The following is a 12,659-nucleotide window of genomic DNA, read 5'->3' as shown; positions in this document are numbered from 1 at the left end:
TGGACAGACCCCATATCTTTGTCAATTATATTACACCAAATTCATCAGGTCAACAAGCACTCTGCTCTTAATAATCAGATGTGCCTTCTTTCCCCTGAATGATCGCAATTCCGGAACTCGCTCCAATTCTCGTAGCTCCGGCATCAATCATCTGTTTTGCATCTTCGTAATCTTTTACGCCGCCTGATGCTTTGACTCCCATGTCGTCGCCGACTGTCTCCCTCATAAGAGAAACGTCTTCCAGTGTGGCTCCTCCACCCGAAAAACCGGTAGAGGTCTTCACGTAATCAGCACCGGCCTGTTTAGCAAGTTCGCAAGCTGTGACTTTTTCTTCATTTTCAAGAAGAGCGGTTTCAATAATCACTTTTACAGTGGCTTTACCGGCTGCGGCTTCCACGACAGCCTCGATATCTTTTTGTACCGCTTCCGTGTTGCCGCTTTTCAGTTCCCCTACATTGATGACCATGTCCACCTCTTCGGCACCATGTTCAATCGCCGTTTTTGTTTCATATACTTTAACTTCTGTTGTAGATGCGCCAAGCGGGAAGCCGATAACCGTACAAACCATTACATCTGTATCTTTCAACTGTTCGTTGCAGTAAGAAACCCAGTATGGATTTACACAGACAGAAGCGAAATCATACTCTTTTGCTTCTTCGCATATCTGTTCGATTTTTTCCTTCGTTGTTTCGGGTTTAAGCTGTGTATGGTCAATCATCTTTGCCAGTGTGCTCATAATACATCTCCTTTTCAGCTTGTTCGTACATCTAATTCCATAGTAACTGTTTTCAAATCAAAAGAAAAGCGTTTTCTTATTCTTCCCATTCATACGACAGGGCAGAGAGGAAATATAAAGCAGCTGTTTCCATTCTTAAAATGCGACGGCCGAGCCGCACCGGTTGAAAAAATGCCCCGTTAAGCACGGAAACTTCTTCCGGAGTGAATCCGCCTTCCGGGCCTATAACCAGACAGACGCTCTCACCGGGGTCCACTTTTCTGATGTACTTGGACAACCGTGATTCCGTCTCTTCCCGGGCTTCGTTTTCATAAGCGAACAACAGATGCCCGAACCCCTCCGTCCACTCGATGACCTGCTTTAAGGATGCCACCGATTTAACTTCGGGGATCATCAATCTTTCCGATTGTTCAGCAGCTTCCTTGGCAATTTTATTCCATCTTTCCACTTTTTTCTGCTGCCTTTTTTCATCCCATTTTGCCACGGACCGCCCAGCCTGAAAAGGAATCATTTCCGTCATCCCCAGTTCCGTGCCTTTTTGCACGACCCACTCCACCTTGTCGGATTTTCCGATTGCCTGCACGATAGTCACTTTCTGGGGAAGTTCCGGATCGGTTTCGAGCGGATACTTCAGTACGCAGTATACTTCCTCATCTATCTCTGTTATTTCCGCCTCAAAGGCTTTCTTATCAGGGTGAACTACTGTCACTGTATCTCCAGGGGCCATTCTCATAACTTTCCGTATATGATGCACATCCGGACCGGTGATCTTCACTCTGTCTTCATACCAGTTGTCACGTCCTGCAAAGTACCTTTGCATCATCCGTCCTCCTGCAGCGGACGTCTTGCCGTATAGGAAACCCAGTCTTTCATGTTAGTCGTTTCCACGATTTCGAATCCGGCTTCCTCCAGGCTGTTACGTACGAGGTCTTTTTTTCCTTTTATAATTCCGGATGTTATAAAATAACCGCCCGGCTTCAGCAACGAGAAGGCGTCATTTGGAAACTTGACGATGATCTCCGCAAGTATATTGGCGACGATGACATCCGCCTCCTGTGTGACGCCTTCCAGAAGGTTGTTTTCTTTCGCTTTCACCCTGTCCTCTACACCGTTCAACTGTGCATTGTTTCTGGTACTCTGGACCGCTATCTCATCCAGATCAAACGCATGTACGTGATCGGCTCCCAGAAGCACGGCTCCTACACTGAGGATACCGGACCCTGCGCCGACATCAAGTACCACGTCCCCATCTCTAATATATTTCTCCAGCGCCTGCATACTGAGAGCCGTAGTGGGGTGTGTTCCGGTTCCGAATGCCATGCCGGGATCCATCTCAATTACAAGTTCTTCCGTTGTGTCCGCTTCATAATCTTCCCAGGTCGGTGCAATTGTGATTTTTTCGGATATTTTTACCGGTTTATAGTATTTTTTCCAGGAGTTTGCCCAGTCCTCTTCCTTTATTACCGCTACAGTAATTTCATTATATCCAATGTCAATGCCATAATCGGTAAGAGACGCCACTGAGGCCTCAATCTCTTTTATAACCTCCGGCGATGAAGAACTCTCGGGCAAATATGCTTTAACGATAACACCATCTTTCGGATAATTTGAAGGATCCAGATCATAGATTTCCCCGAATCTTGCGGCATATTTTTCAAGATCCGACGGGTCCTCGATCACTACTCCGCCTGCCCCGGATTCCTGCAGGAGGTTTGAAACCGGTTCTACCGCTTCATTTGTTGTATGTATACTAATTTCGGACCAATTCATTTCCTCCACCTGCTCTTTCCTCATTTATCTTCCAAAAATATAACAGAGAGTGTTTTATCACGGACCGTATTTGAAAGCGGTCTTTATCGACACTTCCCTTTGAACACGCCATAAAACAAAATACTCCATGTAAATGGAAGGAGGAGCTCCTCCTTCCTATCTTACATCGAGCATTATATTTACACAAAATTATTCACCTTTAAAAGCACGTTTCATTCTTTCGAAAAAGTTTCCATGCTGTTCTTCGGCTGTCTCATTCCCGCTGATTTCGTTGAATTCACGGAGCAGTTCTTTCTGTCTGTCCGTCAGGTTTTTAGGAGTAACCACTCTTATTTTAACATGCTGGTCACCGTGGCCGCGGCCATGAACGTTAGGGGAACCTTTCCCTTTCAAGCGGAAGGTTTTGCCTGTCTGCGTTCCTGCAGGAATCTTCAGCATAACTTTTCCGTGCAGGGTCGGCACTTCGATTTCGTCACCGAGCCCGGCCTGAGCAAATGTGAGTGGCACTTCACAGAAAATGTGATCGCCGTCACGTTCATAGAATTCGTGACGTTTGACCTGGATAACTACATACAGATCCCCGGCAGGACCGCCGTTGACACCTGCTTCTCCTTTTCCTGGAATCCGTACCTGCTGGCCTTCATCCACACCTGCAGGAATGTCCAGATGGATGGAATCTGTTTTGGTTACCCGGCCGTTTCCGCCACAGGTCGCACATTTTTCTTTAACGATTTTTCCGGATCCCTGGCAGTGATGACAAACGCGGCGATTAACGACTCTGCCGAACGGCGTATTCTGTTCCTGGTTAATCTGCCCTGCCCCCTGACAATGAGGGCACGTTTCCGGAGAAGTGCCAGGCTTGGCGCCTGAACCGTCACAAGTGTCACATTCTTCTTCCCGTGGAATCTCTACATCCGTACTCTTGCCGAAGATCGCTTCTTCGAATTCAAGAGTCATCGTATACTGCAGGTCATTACCTCTTCTCGGGGCGTTCGGGTCGCGTCTGCGTCCCCCACCGCCGAAGAACATATCGAAAATGTCACTGAAACCTCCGAAGTCTTCAGCTCCGCCGAATCCTCCCTGACCCATGCCAGGACCTTCATGGCCAAACTGATCATACTGAGATCTTTTCTGATCATCGCTCAGTGTTTCATAAGCTTCTTTTACTTCTTTAAACTTCTCCTGAGCCCCTTCTTCTTCGCTTACATCAGGGTGGTATTTTCTGGCGAGTTTGCGATAAGCTTTTTTAATATCCTGTTTTGAAGCATCCTGGGAAATCCCAAGGACCTCATAATAATCTCGTTTACTCAAATTCCATCACTCTCCCGAACTCTGTTACAAGCATAATTATAGAACGATATGTCCCTTCCTTCAACCGGCGTCCGAAAGAAAATCCGCCTTACAGGCGGATTACCTCTTCCAGTTTACCCTGCACTGACATGTTCATTCTGTTGAAAAAAGTCAAAGCCAAGAAAATCCTGACTTTGACTTTTTTGATCTTTCTTATTTATTTTCGTCTTTATTATCGTCTTCGTTCACTTCTTCATAATCAGCATCTACGACATCGTCCTGACCTTCTTCGCCTTCAGCCTGCTGTTGTTGCTGGGCGGCCTGCTCGTACATTTTCACGGACAGCGCCTGAACCTGCTCCTGAAGGTTGTCGCGCTTAGCTTTGATGTCTTCCAGATCTTCGCCTTCAAGTGCTGTCTGCAGCTCAGCTTTAGCATCTTCAGCTTTTTGTTTCTCTTCTTCACTTACCTGTTCGCCAAGATCTTTGATCGTCTTGTCTGTAGTGAAGATCAGCTGATCAGCTTCGTTACGAAGTTCGATTTCTTCGCGCTTCTGCTTGTCAGCCTCAGCGTTTTCTTCGGCTTCGTTAACCATACGCTCCACTTCTTCGTCGGAGAGACCGGAAGAGGACTTGATGGTAATGGATTGCTCTTTGTTCGTTCCGAGATCTTTGGCACGAACGTTTACAATACCGTTTGCATCAATATCGAAAGAAACTTCGATTTGTGGTACACCGCGCGGTGCCGGCGGGATATCAGTCAGCTGGAAACGACCTAGCGTATTGTTATCCTGAGCCATTTCACGTTCCCCTTGCAGGACGTGAATATCGACAGCTGTCTGATTGTCCGCTGCTGTAGAGAAAGTCTGGGAATGACTTGTAGGAATCGTAGTGTTTCTTTCGATAAGTTTCGTCGTTACGCCACCCATCGTTTCGATACCGAGAGAGAGCGGTGTTACGTCCAGAAGAACAACGTCCTTGACGTCTCCCTGAAGCACTCCACCCTGAATAGCGGCACCGAGAGCCACTACTTCATCCGGGTTTACGCCTTTGGAAGGTTCTTTTCCTACTACTTTTTGAATACCTTCCTGAACAGCAGGAATACGAGTGGAGCCACCTACGAGAAGAATACGGTCAATGTCGGATGCACTCATGTTCGCATCTTTAAGAGCCTGACGTGTAGGTTTCATCGTACGCTCCACGAGCTCGGAAGTAAGCTCTTCGAATTTCGCACGGGTAATTGTCATCTCCAGGTGAAGAGGACCTGCTTCGCCCGCTGTGATAAACGGAAGGGATACTTGCGTCTGTGCTACTCCGGACAGATCTTTCTTAGCTTTTTCAGCGGCATCTTTCAGGCGCTGTTTAGCCATTTTATCTTTGGAAAGATCGATTCCGTTTTCTTTTTTGAATTCTTTGACCATGTGGTCCATAAGAAGTTCGTCGAAATCGTCACCACCGAGACGGTTATCCCCTGCTGTGGACACAACTTCGAACGTACCGTCACCAATGTCCAGAATGGACACGTCAAACGTACCGCCACCAAGGTCATATACAAGGATTGTCTGATCCTGGTCTTCTTTGTCAATACCGTATGCAAGCGCCGCAGCTGTAGGCTCGTTAATGATACGTTCTACTTCAAGGCCTGCAATCTTACCGGCATCTTTTGTAGCCTGACGTTCGGAATCGTTGAAGTAAGCAGGTACTGTAATAACTGCCTTCTCCACTTTTTCACCGAGATAGTCTTCCGCATATTCTTTCAGATACTGAAGGATGATTGCTGAAATTTCCTGTGGTGTATATTCTTTTCCTTCGATTTCCACTTTGTAATCCGTGCCCATGTGACGTTTAATGGACTGGACAGTGTTCGGGTTAGTGATAGCCTGACGCTTCGCCACTTCCCCTACCTGACGTTCGCCATTTTTGAACGCTACTACAGATGGAGCAGTACGGTTCCCTTCCGGGTTAGGGATTACTTTCGATTCCCCGCCTTCCATCACTGCTACACAAGAGTTTGTGGTACCTAAATCAATTCCGATAATCTTACTCATAGTGACTTCCTCCTTCAATACATTAAACTTTTATTGGTTTACTTTTACCATAGCAGGGCGAATCACGCGGTCATTCAGTTTGTAACCGGTCTGAAGTACATCGACGACCACGTTTGATTCATAACCCTCTTCCTCCACCTGCATCATTGCCTGATGCACATGAGGGTCGAACGTTTCTCCCTGGGCACTTATTACTTCCACACCCTCTTTTTCAAGAGCGCTCCACAATTGGTTATATACCATTTTCATCCCGTCGACAAACCCTTGAGCGGATTCTTCTTTAACTTCTGTCTGTAAAGCACGCTCAAAGTTATCCAGGACAGGGATCAATTCTTCTGTGAGAGACTGGGATCTGTATTTACGATCCATCTCTTTTTCTTTCTGTGTACGCCGACGGAAGTTGTCGAAATCCGCCTGTACACGAAGCATTCTTTCCTGGATTTCGTCTCTTTCCTGCTCGACTTTCTCCAGTTCTGTCTGCTCTTCTGTGTATTCGGACACTATATCTTCAGGGTTTTCTTCTGTCCCATCCGATTCGTTCATAACAGTATTAGTGTCTTTTTCTTCTTCTGCCATGAAGGCCACCTCCCAGGGTTATTCTCACCGTTACTGAATATAACACATATAAACACCATCACAAAAGAAAGTGACAGCAACAAGCGGAACCTTCGTTTAATACCATTCCCTGAAGGTTTCCGTCATGTGTCTGGACAGTTCTTCCACTAACGTTACTACGCGGTTGTATTCCATACGGGTCGGCCCGAGCAGAGCCAGTGTCCCCACCTGCTGATTCCCGAGGTAGTAATTAGCGGTAATGATACTGCAGTGCTGAAGGGCAATGAAAGGATTTTCATGACCGATCATTGTCTGAATACCCTTATCGCTCGTTTTCAAAAGGCTGGCAATATCCTTTTCCTCTTCAATCATGGACATAATAGACCTTATCCTGTCTATGTCCTTGAATTCGGGCTGCATCAGAATATTGGTCTTTCCCCCTACGTAGAGCTTGGCGGAGTTATCATTGGCCAAAGCTGCACGAAGGTACATGAAAGCATCATTGAAGTGTTCGGCATGCTCTTTCAAAAGAGAAAAAATTTCTCTGTTCAATCTCTCGGGCACTTCAATCAAAGCCACGCCTTTCAAACGCTCGTTAAGGATATTGACCATTTTCTCAAGATCAGTCGCTTTAATCTCCACCGGTGTTGAAAACACGCGGTGTTCCACATGACCCGTGTTGGTAACGAGCACTGCTACAGCTTTTTCATGAGACAGGGGAGTAATCTGGATTTGTTTAAGTCTGGTTTCGAAAACTTCCGGCCCGAGAATGATAGAGGTGTAATTGGTAAGGTCAGAAAGTATTCCTGCAGACTTTTCCACCACCTGTTCAAACTCCAGCGTTTTCTTCCCGAAAGATTCCCGAATGAGGTTTTTCTCCCTGGAACTCAGTGTGGAGGGAGAAAGCAGATGATCCACATAAAATCGATACCCTTTCTCAGATGGAGCTCTTCCTGAAGAGGAGTGAAGCTTTTCCAGAAAACCCATTTCCTCGAGATCCGCCATCTCATTACGAATAGTCGCCGGACTGTAGTCCACGGTTTCTTTCTTGGAAATGTACCGTGAACCCACCGGTTGGGCAGTAAGAATAAAATCATCAACGATTACTTTTAGTATTTGCAACTGACGATTTGTTAGCATCGATGATCACCTCTGTTAGCACTCATTGGTTCCGAGTGCTAAATCTATAATTAAGTTATCAAAAGGTCAGAAAGATGTCAACGAATAAACCGGAAAAATTCTCAGTCGATTAAAAAAGATGCAAAGACGTCATTGCCGAACAGTTTCCCCTGTTCCGTCAGCTTTATATATCCGCTGTCCTCTTCTAAAAGGCCCCGTCCGATCAATGTATCTACGGCTCCTCCGAAAACTTCGTCAGGGTCCCTGTCGTACTTCTCTTCAAACCGTGCCCGGGAAACACCTTCCATCTTCCTCAGCCCGAGAAACATTTCTTCTTCCATCATTTCTTTCAATCCTACCGGTTCTTCATGCAGTACCGGCTTTCCGTCTTCAAATACTTTCTTCAAATAGGCAGGGAGCGGCCTGATGTTTATGGTCCGTTTTCCAGGCAGGTATCCGTGTGCGCCTGCACCGATCCCATAATAACAAGCGTTGTCCCAATAAGTCAGGTTGTGCTCGCTCTCATAACCCGGACGGGAAAAATTGCTTATTTCGTAATGGTAAATGCCTTCTTCCCGGAGTCTTCTCTGCAGGAGATGGTACATTTCCACTTCATCTTCTTCCGGGGGTTTTGAAAGTTCACCTTTTTTGTAACGCTGATGGAACACCGTTTTCGGTTCTATTTGTAACGAATAAGAGGAATAGTGAGGCAGGTTCAGTTCAAGTGCCTTGTCCACAGATTCCTCAAAGAGCTCGACGGACTGGTTCGGAAGACCATACATCAGATCGATGCTGATATTGTCTATCCCTGCCTTACGCAACCTTTCAATATTAAGATATACATCTTCTTCTTTATGGACCCTGCCCAGTTCCTCCAGAAGTGTATTATCAAAAGTCTGAACTCCGAGAGAGATCCGGTTTACTCCGTATTTCGCAAGCAGATCGGCTTTCTCCTGATCAAGATCACCCGGGTTCGCTTCAAAAGTATATTCTTCACATTTATCTATATCAAAATGGCCATCGATCATTTTAAGCAATTTTTCCAGCTGGACGGCTGTCAGAACCGTAGGTGTACCGCCTCCTACATAAATCGTCTTCATCACTTGTTTCGCATCCGGGACATACCCGTCCATTTCGATTTCCAGCGCTTCCAAATACTGATCTGCAGCTTTCTCGTCGTAAAAGAATTTAACAAAATCACAATAGTGACAAATCTGCTGACAAAACGGAATGTGGATGTAAGCTGAAGAAATTTTCATATTTATTCCTCCCCACTAAAGAAAACCGCAAGCATTTCCCTGCGGTTTTCCGTTAATCAATCATCATTAATTTCAAGCACGGACATAAAAGCTTCCTGAGGGACTTCTACAGACCCTACCATCTTCATACGTTTTTTACCTTCCTTCTGTTTCTCAAGGAGCTTACGTTTTCTGGAAACATCCCCGCCGTAACACTTGGAAAGTACGTTTTTCTTCATGGCTTTGATAGTGGACCTGGCAACGATCTTATTACCGATAGCTGCCTGAACAGGAACTTCAAACTGCTGTCTCGGTATGAGATCTTTCAGCTTCTCCGTAATCTGCTTGCCGCGCTCGAAAGCGAAATCTTTATGGACAATGAACGAAAGAGCGTCAATCGTATCACCGTTCAGAAGAATTTCCATTTTCACGAGATCGGACGTACGGTTACCTATGAACTCATAATCGAAAGAAGCATATCCTCGAGTCTGTGATTTCAGCGTATCGAAAAAGTCATAAACGATTTCGGATAATGGGATATCATAGATGATGTTCACGCGATTGTCATCAAGGTATTTCATGTCCACAAAATTACCGCGTTTTCTCTGGCAAAGTTCCATAACAGGGCCGACATACTCATTCGGCACCATTACGGTCGCCTTCACATAAGGTTCCTGAACTTCTTCAAGTTTCTGGTTGTCAGGCATCATGGAAGGATTATCTACCTGTTTTTCTGTGCCATCCGTCAGGATAACGTTGTAAATAACGCTTGGAGCCGTAGTTATCAGGTCGATACTGAATTCCCGTTCAATCCGTTCCTGAATGATTTCCATATGCAACATACCGAGAAACCCTGTACGGAAACCGAAACCGAGAGCCTGCGACGTTTCGGCTTCGAACTGTAGGGAGGAATCATTTAGTTGAAGTCGCTCCAAAGCATCTCTCAGGTCGTTATAGTTGTTGGAATCAACCGGAAACATTCCGCAATAGACCATAGGGTTCATACGTTTATATCCCGGCAATGGTTCAGCAGCAGGATTTTTGACAAGGGTGATGGTGTCCCCGACCTGGGAATCACCGATATTTTTGATGGAAGCTGTAAGGTAACCGACATCACCCACTATCAATTCTTTGACCGGCGTAGGCTCAGGGCGGAAGACACCGATTTCCGTTACTTCAAATTCCTTCCCTTTTGCCATCATCCGGATTTTGTCACCTACGCGGATGGAACCTTCCCGTATACATGTATAAGCAATGACTCCTTTGTAAGAGTCATACAGAGAGTCGAAGATCAGCCCTTTTGAAGGGTTCTCTTTTGCTCCGGCGGGAGCCGGGATATCTGTTACTATCCGTTCTAGTATTTCATCGATGCCAACTCCATCTTTGGCGGAAGCGAGAATGGCTTCCGAAGCATCGATACCGATAACGTCTTCGATTTCCTGTTTTATTCTGTCCGGATCAGCGCCTGGAAGGTCAATCTTGTTGATGACAGGAATAATCTCCAGTTCGTTCTCAAGAGCGAGGTACACGTTTGCGAGCGTCTGGGCTTCAATTCCCTGTACAGCATCAACGACTAAAATCGCTCCTTCACAGGCAGCCAGGCTCCGGGACACCTCGTATGTAAAATCCACGTGACCCGGTGTATCTATAAGGTGAAATAAATAATCTTCCTCCGCTGCAGAGGTGTAATTCAACTGAACTGCGTTCAGCTTGATGGTTATACCTCTCTCACGTTCAAGATCCATTCCGTCAAGAAACTGCTCTTTCATTTCTCTCTGGGTCAACGCCTTCGTTTTTTCCAATATACGGTCGGCGAGCGTAGACTTTCCGTGGTCAATGTGGGCGATAATTGAAAAATTACGCACATTCCCCTTTTTAATTTGCGTTGTCACATATATCACTCCTAGTAAAATCGCGCATACAACTAGGTTGATTATAGCAACTGAACAGGAATTATTCAATTACATCCCTTCATCTGTATCAACCTTTTCAGCTGCGTTCCCTGCGGGGTGTCGATACAAAGCGGAGCTCACCCTTCCCGCGCGCCCCTCCCTTTACCGTCATTTTTAAAGATTGAGGAACGAATATCATTGAAATAACAGCTCTGCTTTGATACAATATCCCTTGTTCGAATGCAATTATGCTACTGTTTTTACCTAGGAGGTGAAAGAATGGCTAACCTTAAACAATCCAAAAAACGCGTAATCGTTAACGAAGAAGCTCGTCAACTGAACGCAGCTTTCAAATCAGATATGCGTACTGCGATTAAACGCGTAGAAAAACTGGCGCAAAGCAATGACCAAAACGCAGAAGAAGCTCTTGACGGGGCAATTAAGAAGATTGATAAAGCCGTTAAACGTGGAGCAATTCATGAAAATAACGGTAACCGTAAAAAATCCCGCTTGACGAAGCTTGTTCAGAACGCGTAATAGGTTTTCTTTTATGACCAACAAACGATCCGTGAGCGGGTCGTTTTTTCATCCCGTGAATAAATGAACATAACAAAGGCGCACCTCCTCGTTACGGAGTAAGTGCGCCTTTGTTATGTTCGGCTATAATATCGTAAAGCATCATCTCAAACGCCAGTTCCTTCTCCATCTGCCCGGTTTTCATATACTCATCTGTCCTTGCGAGGGTAAGAAGAATGTGGTCCAGTTTTTCCTGAGTGAAGTTCTTTTCCCTCTGACCTGCCAGCTTCAAAACGTAGGGGTGAGCTTTAATGTAACTTTTCATATGGTTTTCCGTGTACCCTTTCTGCTTCAGAATCTTCACCTGGGCGATCATTCTGAACTGGGAGGCCAGCAGAGCGACGAGAGCAATGGGTTCTTCATTCATCCTCAGCAGTTCTTTATAAATGGATACGGCTTTGCCTAAATCTTTATTAATAACAGCATCCACGAGCTTCAGGCCGGAAGTGTCAAGAGAAGATGATAGAAGCTCCTCGGCAATATCCGTGGAAATGTAGTTATTGTCTGCATAAAGGCCGAGTTTTTCAAGCTCACTTCTCATAACCATAAGGTTGGTGCCGGCAGATTGTATAACCAGTTCTTTCACCCCGGACGCCAGGTCAAGATTCAGTTCCACAGCTAATTTGTCCACCCACTCTTCCATATTCCATTCCTTGATGGCCGAAAAGGATTTCACTTCCGCTTTTTTCTTCAGTTCTTTCATCACTTTTTTCCGTTCGTCCACTTTTTCATAGGGAGCAATAAGCACGAGAGTTGTGTAAGGTGCAGGATCGTTTATGTACGTCAGCAACCGGTTTATATCATGCTCCACTTCCGACTTTGGAGGCTTGGCAAGTAAAAATACGGGGTTTTCTGCGACGATAAGTTTACGATCTCCGAGAAAAGGCAGAGTTTCAGCGTCCGCCACTACCTCTTCTACAGGAGTATCTTCAAGATTAAACGTACTGTAATTGAATTCTCTTTCCTCTTTTGTCGTTTCTGCTCTTACAATCTTTTCTTTTTCCTGCTCGATCAGGTATCTTTCTTCTCCGTATAACACGTAGATTTTCCCCATTGTATAACCTCGCTCACATTTAAACGTACTGACTTCCTGTCAGTTTCATCACTATCATTTTAAAAAGGAATCCTTCTCCTGTCAAAAACCCTCCGGAAGGCGGCGGGACCATTTTATACAAAGAAGTTTACATATACAATGGTAGTCCCTTACAATGATAATATATTTTCATCTGGATTTTTTTCTATAATTCTTTTATACTTAATGAAGATATAGGAGGGTGAGTCATGAACCAATTTGAAAAAGAAATTCAAACAAAAACAAATGACGTCATCGATTCGGGACTCGGATTTGTTTTTTCATTCGTTTTCTTCTTTATCATTTTCTTTATCGGAACGGCTTTTTCCGTATTAGGATCATAGTCGTGCAAAGACTGCTTCGGC

12 protein-coding genes are annotated in these 12,659 nt (G+C 45.3%); 2 read left to right on the top strand and 10 right to left on the bottom strand.

The genetic code is table 11. The features are described 5' to 3' along the window. Positions 1 to 67: 67 nt before the first annotated feature. The 9 genes from deoC to lepA all read right to left on the bottom strand — a co-directional run bounded on the left by deoC (position 68) and on the right by lepA (position 10,646). Positions 68 to 739 (bottom strand): deoxyribose-phosphate aldolase, encoded by a 672-nt coding sequence (gene deoC / locus BLU03_RS05060; protein ID WP_093106109.1) that lies wholly within the window; start codon positions 737 to 739, stop codon positions 68 to 70. Between the two features lie 73 nt (positions 740 to 812). Then, a complete protein-coding gene (locus BLU03_RS05055) occupies positions 813 to 1,556 on the bottom strand; it encodes a 16S rRNA (uracil(1498)-N(3))-methyltransferase (RefSeq protein ID WP_076569872.1) in 744 nt (247 codons plus the stop codon). Beyond that, positions 1,556 to 2,506 (bottom strand): 50S ribosomal protein L11 methyltransferase, encoded by a 951-nt coding sequence (prmA, locus tag BLU03_RS05050; RefSeq protein WP_093106373.1) that lies wholly within the window; start codon positions 2,504 to 2,506, stop codon positions 1,556 to 1,558. The genes BLU03_RS05055 and prmA overlap by 1 nt, the downstream gene beginning before the upstream one ends. Before the next feature lie 189 nt (positions 2,507 to 2,695). Next, positions 2,696 to 3,817, bottom strand: a complete 1,122-nt coding sequence (dnaJ, locus tag BLU03_RS05045) for a molecular chaperone DnaJ (protein ID WP_093106107.1) — start codon at positions 3,815 to 3,817, stop codon at positions 2,696 to 2,698. Between the two features lie 192 nt (positions 3,818 to 4,009). Beyond that, positions 4,010 to 5,842 (bottom strand): molecular chaperone DnaK, encoded by a 1,833-nt coding sequence (gene dnaK / locus BLU03_RS05040; RefSeq protein ID WP_093106104.1) that lies wholly within the window; start codon positions 5,840 to 5,842, stop codon positions 4,010 to 4,012. Positions 5,843 to 5,872: 30 nt separating this feature from the next. Beyond that, positions 5,873 to 6,418 carry a nucleotide exchange factor GrpE gene (gene grpE / locus BLU03_RS05035; RefSeq protein WP_008588763.1) on the bottom strand — a complete coding sequence of 182 codons (546 nt, stop codon included), beginning with the start codon at positions 6,416 to 6,418 and terminating at the stop codon, positions 5,873 to 5,875. 96 nt (positions 6,419 to 6,514) lie between these two features. Beyond that, positions 6,515 to 7,537, bottom strand: coding sequence for a heat-inducible transcriptional repressor HrcA (gene hrcA / locus BLU03_RS05030; protein ID WP_093106101.1), 1,023 nt, complete (start codon positions 7,535 to 7,537; stop codon positions 6,515 to 6,517). 101 nt (positions 7,538 to 7,638) lie between these two features. Then, positions 7,639 to 8,775, bottom strand: coding sequence for a radical SAM family heme chaperone HemW (gene hemW, locus BLU03_RS05025; protein ID WP_093106099.1), 1,137 nt, complete (start codon positions 8,773 to 8,775; stop codon positions 7,639 to 7,641). A gap of 56 nt (positions 8,776 to 8,831) precedes the next feature. After that, the gene (gene lepA, locus BLU03_RS05020) at positions 8,832 to 10,646 is read right to left on the bottom strand and encodes a translation elongation factor 4 (RefSeq protein WP_093106097.1); all 1,815 of its coding nucleotides are present in this window, start codon (positions 10,644 to 10,646) and stop codon (positions 8,832 to 8,834) included. A gap of 279 nt (positions 10,647 to 10,925) precedes the next feature. On the opposite strand from lepA, the gene rpsT reads away from it, so the two are divergent. Continuing rightward, entirely contained in the window at positions 10,926 to 11,183 is a 258-nt protein-coding gene (rpsT, locus tag BLU03_RS05015; protein ID WP_076569862.1) for a 30S ribosomal protein S20, read from the top strand. A 91-nt stretch (positions 11,184 to 11,274) separates the two neighbouring features. On the opposite strand, the gene holA is transcribed toward rpsT, so the two are convergent. Then, positions 11,275 to 12,276: a DNA polymerase III subunit delta gene (gene holA, locus BLU03_RS05010; protein ID WP_076569861.1), complete on the bottom strand. Its 1,002-nt coding sequence runs from the start codon at positions 12,274 to 12,276 to the stop codon at positions 11,275 to 11,277. A gap of 227 nt (positions 12,277 to 12,503) precedes the next feature. Between holA and BLU03_RS05005 the strand changes: the two genes are divergently transcribed. Then, entirely contained in the window at positions 12,504 to 12,638 is a 135-nt protein-coding gene (locus BLU03_RS05005; protein ID WP_008588751.1) for a YqzM family protein, read from the top strand. The last annotated feature ends 21 nt before the right edge of the window (positions 12,639 to 12,659 follow it).

Origin of the sequence: Salimicrobium album (genome assembly GCF_900107115.1) — a bacterium.
GTDB classification, from domain to species: domain Bacteria; phylum Bacillota; class Bacilli; order Bacillales; family Halobacillaceae; genus Salimicrobium; species Salimicrobium album.
The sequence above is the reverse complement of the archived record's forward strand: the minus strand, read 5'-3'. Positions and strand labels throughout refer to the sequence as shown.